The 15,929-nt window shown below is 69.4% G+C and carries 15 protein-coding genes and 1 pseudogene; 3 read left to right on the forward strand and 13 right to left on the reverse strand.

The genetic code is table 11. From position 1 onward, the window contains the following. Positions 1 to 189: 189 nt before the first annotated feature. Complete coding sequence (locus G6N30_RS09940) at positions 190 to 1,290, forward strand: polyprenyl synthetase family protein (RefSeq protein ID WP_234880089.1); 1,101 nt, start codon at positions 190 to 192, stop codon at positions 1,288 to 1,290. Between the two features lie 10 nt (positions 1,291 to 1,300). Here G6N30_RS09940 and G6N30_RS09945 read toward each other — a convergent pair whose 3' ends face one another. Both G6N30_RS09945 and G6N30_RS09950 read right to left on the reverse strand, forming a co-directional pair. Then, entirely contained in the window at positions 1,301 to 2,053 is a 753-nt protein-coding gene (locus G6N30_RS09945; RefSeq protein WP_134052341.1) for a YebC/PmpR family DNA-binding transcriptional regulator, read from the reverse strand. Positions 2,054 to 2,203: 150 nt separating this feature from the next. Further along, positions 2,204 to 2,800 (reverse strand): TetR/AcrR family transcriptional regulator, encoded by a 597-nt coding sequence (locus G6N30_RS09950; RefSeq protein WP_134052342.1) that lies wholly within the window; start codon positions 2,798 to 2,800, stop codon positions 2,204 to 2,206. 60 nt (positions 2,801 to 2,860) lie between these two features. On the opposite strand from G6N30_RS09950, the gene G6N30_RS09955 reads away from it, so the two are divergent. Beyond that, a complete protein-coding gene (locus tag G6N30_RS09955; RefSeq protein ID WP_134052344.1) occupies positions 2,861 to 4,585 on the forward strand; it encodes a CocE/NonD family hydrolase in 1,725 nt (574 codons plus the stop codon). 142 nt (positions 4,586 to 4,727) lie between these two features. After that, positions 4,728 to 5,842: pseudogene (locus G6N30_RS09960) on the forward strand (DUF222 domain-containing protein). Positions 5,843 to 5,889: 47 nt separating this feature from the next. Here G6N30_RS09960 and pdxT read toward each other — a convergent pair. The 11 genes from pdxT to G6N30_RS10015 form a co-directional block, all read right to left on the reverse strand. Beyond that, positions 5,890 to 6,483 (reverse strand): pyridoxal 5'-phosphate synthase glutaminase subunit PdxT, encoded by a 594-nt coding sequence (pdxT, locus tag G6N30_RS09965; protein ID WP_134052346.1) that lies wholly within the window; start codon positions 6,481 to 6,483, stop codon positions 5,890 to 5,892. Further along, positions 6,480 to 7,328: an acyl-CoA thioesterase II gene (tesB, locus tag G6N30_RS09970; RefSeq protein WP_134052348.1), complete on the reverse strand. Its 849-nt coding sequence runs from the start codon at positions 7,326 to 7,328 to the stop codon at positions 6,480 to 6,482. Before tesB ends, pdxT begins: the two co-directional genes overlap by 4 nt. Positions 7,329 to 7,372: 44 nt before the next feature. Further along, a complete protein-coding gene (gene pdxS, locus G6N30_RS09975) occupies positions 7,373 to 8,284 on the reverse strand; it encodes a pyridoxal 5'-phosphate synthase lyase subunit PdxS (protein ID WP_134055122.1) in 912 nt (303 codons plus the stop codon). Positions 8,285 to 8,350: 66 nt separating this feature from the next. After that, the gene (locus G6N30_RS09980; protein WP_134052350.1) at positions 8,351 to 9,376 is read right to left on the reverse strand and encodes an NUDIX hydrolase; all 1,026 of its coding nucleotides are present in this window, start codon (positions 9,374 to 9,376) and stop codon (positions 8,351 to 8,353) included. Further along, positions 9,373 to 10,509 (reverse strand): glycosyltransferase family 4 protein, encoded by a 1,137-nt coding sequence (locus G6N30_RS09985; protein ID WP_134055124.1) that lies wholly within the window; start codon positions 10,507 to 10,509, stop codon positions 9,373 to 9,375. The genes G6N30_RS09980 and G6N30_RS09985 overlap by 4 nt, the downstream gene beginning before the upstream one ends. A gap of 2 nt (positions 10,510 to 10,511) precedes the next feature. After that, on the reverse strand, positions 10,512 to 11,435 hold the full coding sequence (locus G6N30_RS09990; RefSeq protein ID WP_134052352.1) for a phosphatidylinositol mannoside acyltransferase: 924 nt from the start codon (positions 11,433 to 11,435) through the stop codon (positions 10,512 to 10,514). After that, entirely contained in the window at positions 11,432 to 12,100 is a 669-nt protein-coding gene (pgsA, locus tag G6N30_RS09995) for a phosphatidylinositol phosphate synthase (protein WP_134052354.1), read from the reverse strand. Before pgsA ends, G6N30_RS09990 begins: the two co-directional genes overlap by 4 nt. Then, on the reverse strand, positions 12,097 to 12,675 hold the full coding sequence (locus G6N30_RS10000; protein ID WP_134055125.1) for an ATP adenylyltransferase: 579 nt from the start codon (positions 12,673 to 12,675) through the stop codon (positions 12,097 to 12,099). The genes pgsA and G6N30_RS10000 overlap by 4 nt, the downstream gene beginning before the upstream one ends. 8 nt (positions 12,676 to 12,683) lie before the next feature. Beyond that, positions 12,684 to 14,738: a threonine--tRNA ligase gene (gene thrS, locus G6N30_RS10005; RefSeq protein WP_134052356.1), complete on the reverse strand. Its 2,055-nt coding sequence runs from the start codon at positions 14,736 to 14,738 to the stop codon at positions 12,684 to 12,686. 85 nt (positions 14,739 to 14,823) lie between these two features. After that, entirely contained in the window at positions 14,824 to 15,273 is a 450-nt protein-coding gene (locus G6N30_RS10010; protein WP_134052358.1) for a TIGR02611 family protein, read from the reverse strand. Next, complete coding sequence (locus G6N30_RS10015) at positions 15,270 to 15,896, reverse strand: PaaI family thioesterase (protein ID WP_134052360.1); 627 nt, start codon at positions 15,894 to 15,896, stop codon at positions 15,270 to 15,272. The genes G6N30_RS10010 and G6N30_RS10015 overlap by 4 nt, the downstream gene beginning before the upstream one ends. Positions 15,897 to 15,929: the final 33 nt, after the last annotated feature.

Consider the following 15,929-nt stretch of genomic DNA (forward strand, 5'->3'; position numbering starts at 1 on the left):
CACGCAAAGTATGGGCACGTCCCGCCCGCCGCGGCACTCCGGACGGCGAACTGCGGTTTGGGCGTACAGTCACCGGGCGCGCGACTGTAGGGATCTACAGCGCCGCCGCTCGGCACCCCGCCGGACGCGCCGAGGCCGGAGCGAGCCCCATACACTCGCGGCGCCGCCCCATCAGAGAGTGAGAATGTCGTGTCCGACACCGACCAGACGGCCTTCCTGTCGGCCCTCGAGGATCACCTGCAGGCCGTCGTCACCGACGCCGTCGCCGAGCCGCTGCGGTCCATCGACCCGGGCCTGGGCACCGTCGCCGGGCTGTGCCAGTCCGCGGTGCGCTCCGGCGGCAAACGCCTGCGCCCCCGGTTCGCCTACTGGGCGTGGCGGGTGGGCGCACCCGGCGGTGCGCCGTCGGCGCCGCTGGTCCGGCTGGCCGCCGCCCTGGAGCTGCTGCACGCGGCGATCCTCGTGCACGACGACGTGATCGACGCCTCCGAGGTGCGCCGCGGGCAGCCGTCGGTGCGCGCGGCGCTGGCGGCGGGTCACCGCTCCGACGCCGCCTGGGGAGACGCCAGGGAGTTCGGCGACAACATGGCCCTGCTGGTCGGGGACCTGCTGTGGTCGGCGGCGCACGACACGTTCGACGAGGCAGTCGCCGGCCTGCCGGATGACATCGCCGGCCCCACCTCGCGGGTGTTCCGCACCATGCGGGTCGAGGTGCTGGCCGGTCAGCTGCTGGAGCTGCAGGCTCAGGCCGGGCGCGACTACGACGCCGCGACGGCGGAGAAGATCCTGCTGTACAAGACCAGCGCCTACACCGTCGAACGTCCCGTGGAACTCGGCCTCACCCTCACCGGGTCCGGATCGCCGGCCACCGCGGCCACGCTCGGCGAGTACGCCCGGGCCGTCGGGCAGGCGTTCCAGCTGCGCGACGATCTGGCCGACCTGTTCGGGACGACGAAGACCAGCGGTAAGAAGACCGGCGACGACATCCGCGCCGGCAAACCCACCGAGCTGCTCGGCGCCGCCTACGACCTGGCGGACGGACAGGACGCTGCCACGCTGACCGGAATCGTCGGCGACCCCGTGGCCGATCAGGCGGCGATCGCCGAGGTGCAGCGGATCGTGCTGCAGTGCGGGGCCGCCGACCGCGTCGGCCGGCGGATCGCCGATCTGGTGGTCATCGCGCACCGGGCGGTCGCCGAACTGGCGCAGACCGCGGACGTCACCACGCTCGCGGGGCTCTCGGAGATGCTCGCCGAGTGCACCGAGCTGTCGTTCCTGCCGACGGCCTGACCGCCGGGGACTACGCCTCGATCTGCGCCAGGATCTCGTCGGGAATGTCGGCGTTGGTGTAGACGTCCTGGACGTCGTCGCTGTCCTCGAGCGCGTCGACGAGCTTCATCACCTTGCGCGCGCCTTCGGCGTCGAGCGGTACGGTCACCGACGGCTGGAAGGTGGCGTCCGCCGAGTCGTAGTCGATGCCGGCGTCCTGCAGTGCCGTGCGCACCGCGATCAGATCGCCGGGTTCGGAGATCACCTCGAAGCTGTCGCCCAGGTCGTTGACCTCTTCGGCGCCGGCCTCGAGCACGGCCATCAGCACGTCGTCCTCGGTGAGGCCGTTCTTCTCCAGCGTCACCACGCCCTTGCGGGAGAACAGGTAGGACACCGAACCGGGGTCGGCCATGTTGCCGCCGTTGCGGGTCATCGCGACCCGCACCTCGCCGGCCGCGCGGTTGCGGTTGTCGGTGAGGCATTCGATGAGCACCGCCACCCCGTTGGGGCCGTATCCCTCGTAGGTGATGGTCTGCCAGTCGGCGCCGCCGGCCTCTTCGCCCGCGCCGCGCTTGCGGGCGCGTTCGATGTTGTCGTTGGGCACCGAGCTCTTCTTGGCCTTCTGGATGGCGTCGAACAGCGTGGGGTTGCCGGCGGGGTCCCCGCCGCCGGTGCGGGCGGCGACCTCGATGTTCTTGATCAGCTTGGCGAAGTTCTTACCCCTACGGGCATCGATGACCGCCTTCTTGTGCTTCGTGGTGGCCCACTTGGAATGGCCGCTCATCAGCAAGAACCTTCTTTCCTGTCACTACTCGCCTGCCGAGTCTACGTGGGCGGTTCCTGCGTCCTGCCGGAACACGACCGTCACGCTCCGGAAAGACACGTCGGTGGCCGACCACGCGCTACCCGCGCAGGCCTAGCGATTCCGGCGATGTCATCCGAGGTCGTCGTCGATGTAGCGCTGCAGATTCGGCGCGACGGCGGCGACGACCTCGTCGGTCGGCATCGACGCGATCGGCTCGATCTTCCACACGAAGCGCACGAGCGCAAACCCGATGAGCTGACTGGCGACCAGCCCGCTGCGGCGGAGCCGGTCGGCCTCGTCGGTAGCCAATGTCGAGGCGCCGATCAGGCTGCGCTCCACGATTAGTCCGAGCTTGGCGCGGGTGCGCGCGTCGTGGGCGGCGGTCATGATCACCGCCCGCAGCGTGGGCGCGATCTCCTCGTCGGCCCAGCTGCTCAACATGGTCGAGACCAGCTGCCTACCCAGGTCGGCACGAGGCGTCGCCCAGGACGCGGCCACCATGTCCAACCAGCGCTGCGGCGGGTCGGTCGCCGCGTCGAGCAGACCGTCTTTGGAGCCGAAGTAGTGGTAGACGAGCGCGGGGTCTACGTCGGCAGAGCGCGCGACGGCACGAATCGTGGTGCCCGCGACGCCGTGCTCGGCGAACTCGGTGCGGGCGGCGGCCAGGATCCGGGCGCAGAGCACCCCGCGTTCGTCACGCGGGCCGGGCGCGGTTCGTTTCGGCACTTCTCCACCCTAACGAGTTTCACGTTGCGTTGAGATTAGTCTCAACGTAGCGTGAGACTCATGGGTCAGCTCAACGGACCGCAGACCACCGGCCGCAACTACCGCGATCTCAGCGAGGCGGACCACCGCGTCCGCCACGACGTGAATCGGGCGGTGCCGATGCGCGACGGGGTCACTCTGCTCGCCGATGTGCACCGACCGGACGCCGACGGCCGATTCCCCGCGCTCATCGCCGCCTCACCGTATCCCCGCCAGATACAGGATCTCGGCGCCCCGGCCGGCTTCATCGAAGCCGGTGTGACCGACTTCTGGGTGCCTCGCGGCTACGTGCACGTGATCGCCAACATGCGCGGAACAGCCGGTTCCGGCGGAGATTTCGGGTTCTTCGACGCACAGGAACGCCGGGACATGTACGACCTCGTCGAGTGGGCCGCCGCGCAACCGTGGTGTGACGGCAAGGTCGGCATGATCGGCATCAGCTATTTCGCCATGGCGCAACTCGAGGCGGCGGTGGAGCGACCGCCGCACCTGAAGGCGATATTCCCCGTGGCGGTGACGGCCGACCTGTACGAGGCCGCCGTGCACCACGGCCTTCTGAGTTCGTCGTTCATCACACCGTTCCTGTCGATGGTCGGCCTGACCTCGCGGCGCAGCGACGCGCTGTGGCGCGGCCGGCTCGTCGACCTTGCGCGCCGCATCCTGCGCTTCGCCCCGCTGCACCGCAGGTTCGCCACGATGAACGGAGAAGCCGCGGTCACCATGATGCGCGGACTGCTCAAGCTGCCGCATGATCCGCATCCCTGGGACGATCTGTGGCTCGACGTCGCGGTCGACCACCAGTTCCGCGACGAGTGGTGGGACGACCGCAACCTGCTGCCGCTGCTCGACCGCGTCGACATCCCGGTCTACCTCGGCTGCGACTGGGAGAATGTGCCGCTGCACCTCCCGTCGACATTCACCGCGTGGAATGCGCTGCACCACAACGCGAATGTACGTATCGGCATGCTGGGACGCTTTGGCCTGACGTGGCCGTGGGAAAGCCTGCACACCGAAGCGCTGGCCTGGTTCGACCACTGGCTCAAGGGCCGTGACACCGGAATCCTCGACGGGCCGCCGATCCGCTATGTGCTGCCCGGCAGTGGCGGTGAGGGTGCGGTCTGGCACACCGCCGACACGTGGCCACCGGCCGGCACGACGCTGCGGCCGCTGGCGTTGCGTGCCGACGGCACACTGGCCGACGACGAGGGCGCACCGGGCGTCCGCGACTATCTGACGCTCGGCGCCGGGCTGAACCGCGCCGCGGCCAGTTCCATCGATCCGCCCACGCAATTGCATTGGACCACTACCCCACTCACCGCACCGACCGACGTGGTCGGCGACATCGAGCTGCGGCTGGTCGCCTCGGCCACCGCGATCGACACCGCGTGGCTCGTCACGTTGCAGGATGTGGCGCCGGACGGCACGTGTGAGGACGTCACCGCCGGGTGGCTCCGGGCAAGCCTGCGCGACGTCGACGAGGAAGCGAGCCGGGACGGTGCCCCGGTGCTGCCGTGCCGCACCCCGCGCGCCGTACCGGTCGGCGAGGACGTCGAGTACCGAATCCCCCTGGTAGCCAACGCTCGTCACTTCGCCTCCGGCCACCGCATCCGGCTGGTCTTGACCAGTGACGATCAGGACCCGTCGACCCCGGCGATCATGAACTTCCGGCACGCCAGCGTGGGCACCAGCAGCCGCAACACCGTGCGCTCGTCGTCGCGGCTGCTGCTGCCGGTGCTGTCGCGGTAACCGGCGTTCAACGTCCTTCGGCACCGGTCACCGGTGTTGTCCGCGGCGCCGGAAGCTTGTCGGACCCCTCTGCGATGATGGGGTCATGTCCTCAGCGGCAACATCTTTGGTTGATCGGGTGCATCCGATCGACCGTCTGGAGATGTTGTTCGGGGACTTGGCGGAGCTGACCGCCCAACGCAACGCCATCGACGCGCGGATCGTGGAGATCGCCGCGGAGATCGACCGCGACAACCTACGCGGATTCACCGGCGCCCGCTCGATGTCGGCGCTGATCGCCTGGAAGACCGGCACCACCAAACGCAACGCCGACACCGTCGTCGCGATCGCCGAACGGCTCGAAGAGTTCCCGCGCTGCATCGAGGCGTTGCGCGAGGGCCGGCTGTCACTCGATCAGGTCGGCGTCATCGCCGAAGGAGCCGCCGACGGCTCCGACGCCCACTACGCCCAACTCGCCGCCGGCGCGACGGTCAACCACTGCGTACCGCGATCAAACTCGCACCGCGACCGCAACCGGAACACAAACCCGAGGCGCCTCAGCGGTCCGTGACCAAGACCAGCGATGAGCACGGCAGATCCTACGAGATTCGGCTTCCCCTCGACGAGGCCGCGACGTTCGACGCCGCGTTGCAGTCACATCGTGATGCGCTGGTCGCCGAGTGGAAACGCGCCCACGCCGAAGACGCGTCGGAACAGGCGCCATCGTTTCCGACCGCGGTCGACGGGTTCATGAGTCTGATCAAAGCCGGCTGGGACACTGACGTGGCGCGCCGCCCCCACGGCCAGCACACCACCGTCGTCGTCCATGTCGACGTCAAAGACCGCATCGCCGCCCTGCATCTCGGCCCGGTCCTGTCCGACGCCGACCGCCGCTACCTGCTCTGCGATGCCACCTGCGAAGCATGGTTCGAACGCGACGGCCAGGTCATCGGCCACGGCCGTCGCACCCGGACGGTCGGTCGGCGGTTGCGCCGCGCCCTCGAACATCGCGACCGCACCTGTGTGGTGCCCGGCTGCGGCGCCACCCGCGGCCTGCACGCCCACCACCTGCAGCACTGGGAAGACGGCGCCTGGTCGTCACCGACAGCACCGGGCGAGAACTCCGACCAGGATCCCTGGCCCGACCACCCACCGGACCACCGCCACAGGTCACGCCCTACAAGAGCTCGACCGGAGAACGCGCCGACTGGTGGTGGTACAACCCCTTCGAACCACCACCCGCGTCCACCAACTAGGTCGGCTGGTGATTGCCGATGATGCGAGCGCGTGAGACGAGGAGTGCTGCACCACCGCTCCTGTGAGGGTCAGCGCTCGCCGCTGACCATGTCGACGAACAGCTTGTGCACGCGTCGGTCGCCCGTCACCTCGGGGTGGAACGACGTCGCGAGCGTGCGACCCTGGCGTACCGCGACGATGTGCTCACCGGCGCGGCCGAGTACCTCGACGTCGGGGCCGACGCGCTCCACCCACGGCGCCCGGATGAACACGGCGTGCACCGGCGAGTCGAGTCCGGTGAACGGGATGTCGCCTTCGAACGAGTCGACCTGACGGCCGAAAGCGTTGCGGCGCACCGCCATGTCGATGCCCTTGAGCGGGGTGGCCTGGCGGCCCGCGGCTCCGGCGTCGAGGATCTCGCTGGCCAGCAGGATCATCCCGGCACACGAACCATAGGCCGGCATGCCCTCGGCGAGCCGGGCCCGCAACGGCTCCAGCAGGTCGAATTCGCGCAGCAGGTGGCTCATCGCCGTCGACTCCCCGCCGGGGATCACCAGCCCGTCGACCGTGTCGAGTTCGGCCAGCCGGCGAACCGTGACCGCCTCGGCGCCCGCTTCGTCGAGCGCGGCGAGGTGTTCGCGAGTGTCGCCCTGCAGTGCGAGAACACCGACCCGTGGACTCACGTGCGGCCCGGTGTGAAATCGCGCGGGTAGCGGGTCAGCCCCTCCTGCATCACCGCCGCGACCATCTCGCCGTAGCGGTTGTAGATCTTGCCCTGGGTCAGCGACCGGCCGCCGCACGCCGACGGCGAGGACTGGTCGTAGAGCAGCCACTCGTCGGCGCGGAACGGCCGCATGAACCACATCGCGTGATCCAGCGACGCCACCATCAGGTGCTTACGCGCCTCGGGATGGTTGACCTGCGCCGAACCCAGCAGCGTCAGATCGCTCATGTAGGCCAGCGCACAAATGTGCAGCACGTGGTCGTCGGGCAGCGGGTCGCGGTGCCGGAACCACACCTGCTGCTGGGAGGCCTTGCCCTCGCGAACACCGAGGCGGTCGCGCGGCACGATCCGCACATCCCACTCGTCGAACTGCCGGAAACTCGCGTCGTCGAACACCCTGCTGGCCGACTTGAAGTCCGGGATGTCGTCGGGCGGCGGCGCCGCGGGCATCGCGTCCTGATGCTCGATACCGCTCTGGTCGGTCTGGAACGACGCCGACATCGAGAAGATCGTCTCGCCGTGCTGGATGGCGCTGACCCGACGGGTGCAGAACGAGCCGCCGTCGCGGATGCGCTCGACGGTGTAGACCGTCGGCGCCCGGGCGTCACCGGGCCGCAGGAAGTACCCGTGCAGTGAGTGCACCAGGTACTTCGGTTCGACGGTGCGCACCGCCGACACCAGCGACTGGCCGGCCACATGACCGCCGAAAGTGCGCTGCAGGAAACCGGATTCGGGGCTGAAGACCCCACCGCGGTAGATGTTGACCTCGAGCTGTTCGAGGTCGAGGATCTGTTCGATCGCCATCCGGTGACTAGTACCGTCCGCTCTTCGCGCAAGCGCTCATCGCGTCACCAGCCGCGCTCGGCGAGCCGGTGCGGCTGGGCGATGTCCTCGACGTTGATGCCCACCATCGCCTCACCCAGCCCGCGCGACACCTTCGCCAGCACGTCGGGATCGTCGTAGAAGGTGGTGGCCTTGACGATCGCCGCCGCACGCTCGGCCGGGTTGCCGGACTTGAAGATGCCCGAGCCGACGAACACGCCCTCGGCGCCGAGCTGCATCATCATCGCCGCATCGGCCGGGGTCGCGATGCCGCCCGCGGTGAACAGCGTCACCGGCAGTTTGCCGGCGCGGGCCACCTCGACCACCAGGTCGTACGGCGCCTGCAGTTCCTTGGCTGCGACGTAGAGCTCGTCTTCGCTCAGCGAGGTCAGCCGGCGGATCTCCCCGCCGATCTTGCGCATGTGGGTGGTGGCGTTGGAGACGTCGCCGGTGCCCGCCTCACCCTTGGAGCGGATCATCGCCGCCCCCTCGGTGATGCGCCGCAGCGCCTCACCCAGGTTGGTCGCCCCGCACACGAACGGCACGGTGAACTTCCACTTGTCGATGTGGTTGGTGTAGTCGGCCGGGGTGAGCACCTCGGACTCGTCGACGTAGTCGACGCCCAGGCTCTGCAGGATCTGCGCCTCGACGAAGTGACCGATGCGAGCCTTGGCCATCACCGGGATGGTGACCGCGTCGATGATGCCCTCGATCATGTCGGGGTCGCTCATCCGCGACACCCCGCCCTGGGCGCGGATGTCGGCCGGGACGCGCTCGAGCGCCATCACCGCGACCGCGCCCGCACCTTCGGCGATGCGCGCCTGCTCAGGGGTGACCACGTCCATGATCACGCCGCCCTTGAGCATCTCGGCCATGCCGCGCTTCACGCGGGCGGTGCCGGTCTGGTGGTTCGAGCCGTTGTGCGCCGCGGTTTCCACTGTCATCTCCTCCGAATCGCTACTGATCCAGTGTAGTAGCGGGACCAAATCGATTGATTCCGCAACTCAGCGGATCGTTTCCACCGGTCGCGCCTGAGCTCTCGGCGCCGGCTCGTCGGCCAGTTCGTTGGCCCGGGCCAGCAGCTCACCCAGTTGCTGGGGGTAAACGGTCTCACCGCCTGCGACCAGTTCAGCGATCATTGTCGCATCACACCAGCGGTGACCGTGAATGTAGTGACGCTCCAGCGCGGACTGCCGGGCCGTCGACGGTTCGAACCGCCGGGTGCGGTGCACGAAGAACATCTCCTGGCTGCGCATGACCGACCCGTTGAACTCGAACACGGCGTCCCGGCGCCACACCGGCCCGATCAGCTCGCCGGGGGTGAGTTCCAGACCGGTCTCCTCGGCGACCTCCCGGGCGGCGGCCTGCGCCAGCTCCTCCCCCGCCTGCACGGCCCCGCCGACCGTGAACCACCACCGCGGCGCATCGCCGCCGATCGCGGGGTCCGAACCGCACAGCAGCAACACCGCACCGGTCTCGTCGAGCAGCACCACCCGCGCGGACACCCGCCGGGTCAGCGGTTCGGCGTCGCGGGACGACACCTCGGCGATCTCGAAGTACGTCGGCAACGCCGCGGTGCCGCCCAGGCGCAACAGCCGCACCGGCGTGCGTTCGCGCAACGCCAGGGTGTCGCGCACCGCGTCGTTGTGGAACCGGCGCGCCAGCAGGACCCGCGCTTCCGCATCGGCGAGTTCGGCGACCAGGGCGACCGGCAGCGACGCCGGGTCGACGAGCGCCAGCGCGGCCGACAACTCGTTCTCGGCGGCCTCCCGGCCACTGCGCGGCGCCCGTTCGGCGGCGTCGGCGAGCGCGGCCAGCCGCTTGCCCTGCGGTCCGCCGGCGTAGGCGTCCACCGCGACCGCCCGCGCCACCACCGCGCGGCGGGCCAAGGCGCCGTCGAGCGCCTGCCAGCTCAGGTCATAGCGCACGTGCAACCGGTCGAGGCGGTGCGCGGTCTGGTACGCCCACGCGCCGATGAGCAGCACGATCACCAGCAGCACCGCAAGCGCGGCGATGAGGACCCACGTCACGGCGCGACCTGGACCTTGACTCCCGAGCCGGCGACGGTCTCGTAGACCCGCATGATCTGCGCGGCCACCACCGACCAGTCGTAGCGGCCGACGGCGTCGGATGCGGCGGCGATGTAGCGTCGCCGCGCCTCCACCTGCGCGGGACTGTCGCCCAGCACCTCGATCAACCCTTCGGCCAGCGCGTCGGCGTCGTCCACGGTGACCAACCGGCCCGCCGCGCCGTCGCGCAGCACCCGCCGGAACGCGTCGAGATCGCTGGCGACGACGGCCGTCCCGGCGGCCATCGCCTCGACCAGCACGATGCCGAAGCTCTCCCCGCCGGTGTTGGGGGCGCAGTACACGTCGGCGCTGCGCATCGCCGAGGCCTTCATCGCGTCGTCGACCTGGCCGAGGAAGCACAGGTGCGACGCCAGCGGCCCGGCCTGCTCCCGGAGTTCGGCCTCGTCACCCCGACCGACGATCAGGATCTCCACGTCCGGGTAACGCGCCACCACCGCGGGCAGCGCGCCCAGCAGCACGGCCATCCCCTTGCGGGGCTCGTCGTAGCGGCCCAGGAACAGCACCGTGCGGCCCGGCCTCGGATAACCGTCCAGCGGGGGCGCATCGGCGAAGTAGGCGACGTCGACGCCGTTGGGGATCTCGACCGCGTCGGAGCCCAGCGCCTCCATCTGCCAGCGGCGGGCGAGGTCGGACACCGCGATCCGGCCGACGATCTTCTCGTGGTACGGCCGCAGGATGCCCTGGAAGACCGAGAGGGTCAGCGATTTCGTCGTGGATGTGTGGAACGTCGCGACGATCGGGCCCTCGGCGGCCTGCAGCGCGAGCATCGACAGGCTCGGCGCGTTCGGCTCGTGCAGGTGCAGGACGTCGAATTCGCCGTTGGCGAGCCACTTCTTGACCAGGCGGTGGGTCGCCGGACCGAACCGCAGCCGCGCCACCGAACCGTTGTAGGGAATGGGCACCGCGCGCCCGCCCGACACCACGTAGTCCGGCAGGTCGACGTGTGGCGACGACGGCGCCAGCACGCTCACCTCGTGTCCGCGTTCCCGCATGACCTCGGCCAGCTGCAGGACGTGGGACTGCACCCCGCCGGGCACGTCGAACGAGTAGGGGCACACCATCCCGATGCGCATCGTCAACCGGCTCCGGCCAGTCTGGCGCGCCGCGCGTCGGACAGGTCGGCCAGCCACTGCGGCTGCAGCATATGCCAGTCCTCAGGGTATGCGGCGATGTTGACGGCGAACCGGTCGGCCAGCGCCTGGGTGATCGCCGCGACGTCACCGCCCGAGGTGTCGAGCGGTTCGAAGACCTCCATGCCCCAGCCGTCGCCCTCGAACCAGCAGTGCACCGGCAACAACGCCGCACCGGTGTCGCACGCCAGCTTCGCCGGCCCGGCCGGCATCCGCGTCGGCTCGCCGAAGAAGTCGACCTGTACGCCGTTGAGGGTCAGGTCCCGTTCGGCCATCAGGCACACCACCCGGTTGTCGCGCAGCCGATCACGCAGCAGTTCGTACGGCGGGCGTTCGCCGCCGGAGAGCGGGATCACCTCGAAACCCAGGCTCTCGCGGTAGGCGACGAACCGGTTGAACAGCGATTCGGGCCGCAGCCGTTCGGCCACCGTCGTGAACGTGCCGTGGTTCTGGACCAGCCACACCCCGGCCATGTCCCAGTTGCCGCTGTGCGGCAGCGCGACCACGGCGCCGCGTCCGGCGTCCAGCGCATCCCAGACGTGCTGGATGCCGGTGACGCCGAGTTCGCGGCCCAGTCTGCGATGGTCCATCGCCGGCAGCCGGAACGCTTCGCGCCAGTAGCGGGCGTACGACGCCAGCGACGCGCGCATCAACTCGTCGGGCACCTCTGCCGGCGCGACCCCGGTGACCCTGGCGAGATTCTTTCGCAGCTGCTCGGGCCCGCCATTGCGGGCCGAATACCGGGCTCCGGCGTCGAAGGCGTTGCGTGCCAAGCCTTCTGGAAGTGCACGCACCACCCGCCAGCCGGCGGCATACCCCCAGTCCGTGAGGTGGTCGGTGCTGGGCAGCCAGCCGCCGAGTGCGGTCACTGTTCGTCCGCCGCCGGTTTCTCTTCTCCCGGGGCCGGGAGCCGGTCCATCGCGCCGGGCGAGGTCCGCACCGTGTGCAGACGCTGCAGCACCGTGACCACGCTGGCCACGGCGAGGATCCACATCGCCACGGGCAGCAGCCAGGGGATGTGCAGGAACGGCACGCCGGACAGGCCGGCGCCGGTCAGCACGATCACCAGGCGCTCGGGTCGTTCGATGAAACCCCCGTCGCCGCGCAGCCCGCTGGCCTCGGCGCGGGCCTTGATGTAGGAGATGACCTGCGAGGTGATCAGGCAGATCAGGGTGGCCACGACCAGTGCCGGACTGTCCATGCCGAACGCCGCCCACCACAGCAGGCCCGCGAAGATCGCGCCGTCGGCGATGCGGTCACAGGCCGCGTCGAGCACCGCCCCGAAGCGGGTGCCGCCGCCGCGTTCACGGGCCATGGCGCCGTCGAGCATGTCGGCCAGCACGAAGACGGCGACCGCGAAGGCGCCCCACCACAGCTGCCCGATCGGGAACAGGGTCAGCGCGGCCAGCACCGTGCCCGCGGTCCCCAGAATCGTGATGCTGTCCGGGGTGAACCCCACGCGCAGAGCCGCCCGGGCCAGCGGGCGCGAGAGTTTCGTGTAGGCGGCCCGGGTCATCAGGTAGACGTTGCTCACGTGTCCGACCCTCCGTCCTGTTTCGCCCACTCCGTGGCCAGCAGCTCGCGCGTCTCCCGCAGCAGCTGGGGAATGACCTTGGACCCGCCGATGATCGTGATGAAGTTGGCGTCCCCGCCCCACCGCGGCACGACGTGCATGTGCAGGTGCTCGGCGAGTGAGCCGCCCGCCGAGTGCCCCAGGTTGAGCCCGACGTTGAAGCCGTGCGGACGCGACACCGCCTTGATGACGCGAATCGCCTTCTGCGTGAACACCATCAGCTCGATGCTCTCGGCGTCGGTGAGGTCTTCGAGCTCGGAGACCCGCCGGTACGGCACGACCATCAGATGGCCGGGGTTGTACGGATACAGGTTGAGCACCGCGTAGACCTGGTCGCCGCGCGCCACCACCAGGCCGTCCTCGTCGGCCATGTTGGGGATGTCGGTGAACGGCTCCGAGGACTGTGACGAACCGGAACCCTTCTTCATCGGCGACTCGGCGATGTAGCTCATGCGGTGCGGCGTCCACAGCCGCTGCAGGTTGTCGGGATCGCCGACCCCGTGATCGACGATGGTCCGGTCGTCCGGCCCGGTCACGTCCCCGCTCACGTTCCGGGGCCCACCTTGACCAGATCGGCCGTGGGCGCGACGTTGCGGCGCTCGGCGATCCAGTTCACGATCGCCTCGACGGCCTCGTCGCGTGGGACGCCGTTGATCTGGGTGCGGTCCCCGAAGCGGAAGGAAATGGCGTCGACGGCCACATCTTTGTCCCCCGCCACCAACATGAACGGCACCTTCTGGTTGGTGTGGTTGACGATCTTCTTGGCCATCCGGTCGTCGCTGCCGTCCACCTCGACCCGCACCCCACGCGAACGTAGTTGCGCGGCAACACCTTTCAGATAGTCCACATGCCCCTCGGCGACCGGGATGCCGACCACCTGCACCGGCGCCAGCCACGCCGGGAACGCCCCCGCGTAATGCTCGGTCAGCACACCGAAGAACCGTTCGATCGAACCGAACAGCGCCCGGTGGATCAGCACCGGCCGCTGCCTGCTGCCGTCGGCGGCGGTGTACTCCAGCTCGAACCGCTCGGGCATGTTGAAGTCCAGCTGGATCGTCGACATCTGCCAGTTGCGGCCCAGCGCGTCCTTGACCTGAACGGAGATCTTCGGGCCGTAGAACGCGGCGCCGCCCGGGTCGGGCACCAGGTGCAGACCGGACGCCTCGGCGACCTCGCGCAGGGTCTCGGTGGCTTCCTCCCACACCTGGTCGGAGCCGACGTATTTGTCCGGATCCTTGGTCGACAGCTCCAGGTAGAAGTCGTCGAGTCCGTAGTCCGACAACAGGTCGAGCACGAACTGCAGCAGCGACGCCAACTCGTCGCGCATCAGCTCCCTGGTCGTGTAGATGTGCGCATCGTCCTGCGTCATCCCGCGCACCCGCGTCAGACCGTGCACGACGCCGGACTTCTCGTAGCGGTACACCGAGCCGAATTCGAACAGGCGCAACGGCAGTTCGCGGTACGACCGGCCCCGCGACCGATAGATCAGGTGGTGCATCGGGCAGTTCATCGGTTTGAGGTAGTAGTTCTGCCCGGGTTTGCGTACCGCACCGTCCGCGTCGTACTCGGCGTCGATGTGCATCGCGGGGAACATCCCGTCGGCGTACCACTCGAGATGTCCGGACGTCACGTACAGCTGCTCTTTGGTGATGTGCGGGGTGTTGACGAACTCGTAGCCGGCCTCGAGATGCTTGGCCCGCGAGTAGTCCTCGAGCTCCTTGCGGACGATGCCGCCCTTGGGGTGGAAGACCGGCAGCCCCGAACCCAGTTCGTCGGGGAAGCTGAACAGGTCGAGCTCAACACCGAGTTTGCGGTGATCGCGGCGCTGGGCCTCCTCGATCAGCTCGAGGTGGCGGTCGAGCGCCTCCTGCGACTCCCACGCCGTGCCGTAGATGCGCTGCAGGCTGGCATTGGCCTGGTCACCCCGCCAGTAGGCGGCCGAACTGCGGGTCAGCTTGAACGCCGGGATGTACTTGGTCGTCGGGATGTGCGGACCGCGGCACAGGTCACCCCAGACCCGCTCGCGGGTGCGCGGGTTGAGGTTGTCGTAGGCCGTCAGTTCGTCGCCACCGACCTCCATGACCTCGGGGTCGCCGGACTTGTCGTCGACGAGTTCGAGCTTGTACGGCTCATTCGCGAGTTCCTCGCGGGCGGCGTCCTTGGACTCGTAGACCCGCCGGGCGAACAGCTGACCGTCCTTGACGATCTGGCGCATCTTCTTCTCGAGCGCCTCGAGATCCTCGGGCGTGAACGCCTGCGGGACGTCGAAGTCGTAGTAGAAACCGTCGGTGATCGGCGGCCCGATGCCGAGTTTGGCCTCCGGGAACATCGACTGCACCGCCTGCGCGAGCACGTGGGCCGCCGAGTGGCGGATCACGCTGCGGCCGTCGTCGGTGTCGGCGGCCACCGGCGTCACCTCGACGTCGGCGTCCGGGACCCAGGACAGGTCGCGCAACCGGCCGTCGGCGTCGCGCACCACGACGATGGCGTCGGGGGCGCCGCGGCTCGGCAGCCCCGCCTCGCGGACCGCCGCCCCCGCGGTGGTCCCGGCAGCCACCCGGATCGGGGCTGCTGGGGCTGGGCTGGCGGCGGCGCTCATCGGTGATTCTCCCTAGCGGGTCGGCGAACAGTCGATCGCGACCATGCTATCGGTGCGTGTCACCGAACCCCGAGCGTGATCGACGTCAGGAAGAGCCGAACCCGAGGGGGCTGTCGAGCCACCCGTGTTCGACCCCGAAGAGTTCCCCGGCCCAGTCGACCGCGCCCAGCAGCCACAGCGTGGTGAACACCACCAGCGCGGTGAGCAGACCACCGAGGATCTGCACGATCGCGGGCTGGCGGTGGAACCAGTCCATCACCTGGTCGTAGCGTTCGCGCGCGTAGCCGAGAAGCCGGTGCGCCCATTCGAACTCGGTGGCCAGGATGCCCAGGCCGATGAAGACGATCGCCCATCCGGGGCCGGGGTACGGGATCGCCAGCACGCCGAGACCGAGCACCACCAGACCCACCACGGCGACCGCGATGCGATAGAAGAAGTCGACCCTGGGCCGCCGGCGCAGACCCTCACGCCAGTGCTTCCACCGGTCCTTGACCCGCGTCCAGCGGGACGGTTGCTCGGTTTCGTTCTCTGTCACGGCTGCCCCGGTTTGAGTCGGACGAACAACGCCTCGGCGTCGGCGACCACAGTATCGCCGTCGAGCAACCGGCCGTCGACGAAGATCTTGCGGCCCTCGATGCGGTCGATGCCAGCCTCGACGCGCAGCGTCTTCTCCACCGGTGCGATGTTGCGGTAGTTGACGTGGAGGAAGGCGGTGCGCTGATAGCGGCTCTGGGTGAGCTTGTAGGCGGTGTAGCCGAGCACCGAATCGAACAGCAGCGCCACCGCGCCGCCGTGTGCGGCACCGTTGCGGCCGAGGTGGTACCGGCGGAACCTCGCCTCGCCGGCGATCCGCCCCTCCTCGGTCTTGGCCAGGAACATCGGGACCTGCAGGATGTTGCCGCGGTTCGGCAGATCCAGCCGCCGCCCGGACGGGGAATGCCACTCGTCGGCGTGGTACGGCGCCAGCAGGCCGGTGACCTTCTCGATCAGCCCGGCCGCCTCGGTGATCACCTCGTCGGGTGCGTCGGCGGCGCGGGCGAGGTCCTGCAGCTCGCGGACCGCCTCGACGAACCGGCCGTAGTCAGGCCCGCCGCGAGTCGTGGGTTCCGGTGGATTGAACCCGCCACCGCCCTGCCGGTCGGTCGTTTCACTGGCCACACCGCCACCGTATTGGGCGCGCGCGATGAGAGG

Source organism: Mycolicibacterium litorale (assembly GCF_010731695.1).
GTDB lineage: Bacteria > Actinomycetota > Actinomycetes > Mycobacteriales > Mycobacteriaceae > Mycobacterium > Mycobacterium litorale.

What these genes read in the sequence shown, in the direction of transcription:
- G6N30_RS09945 (WP_134052341.1), bottom strand. Translation starts at nt 2,053, where the DNA reads ATGAGCGGCCATTCCAAGTGGGCCACCACGAAGCACAAGAAGGCGGTC.
- G6N30_RS09955 (WP_134052344.1), top strand. Translation starts at nt 2,861, where the DNA reads ATGGGTCAGCTCAACGGACCGCAGACCACCGGCCGCAACTACCGCGAT.
- tesB (WP_134052348.1), bottom strand. Translation starts at nt 7,328, where the DNA reads ATGGCGATCGAACAGATCCTCGACCTCGAACAGCTCGAGGTCAACATC.
- G6N30_RS09985 (WP_134055124.1), bottom strand. Translation starts at nt 10,509, where the DNA reads ATGCGCATCGGGATGGTGTGCCCCTACTCGTTCGACGTGCCCGGCGGG.
- thrS (WP_134052356.1), bottom strand. Translation starts at nt 14,738, where the DNA reads ATGAGCGCCGCCGCCAGCCCAGCCCCAGCAGCCCCGATCCGGGTGGCT.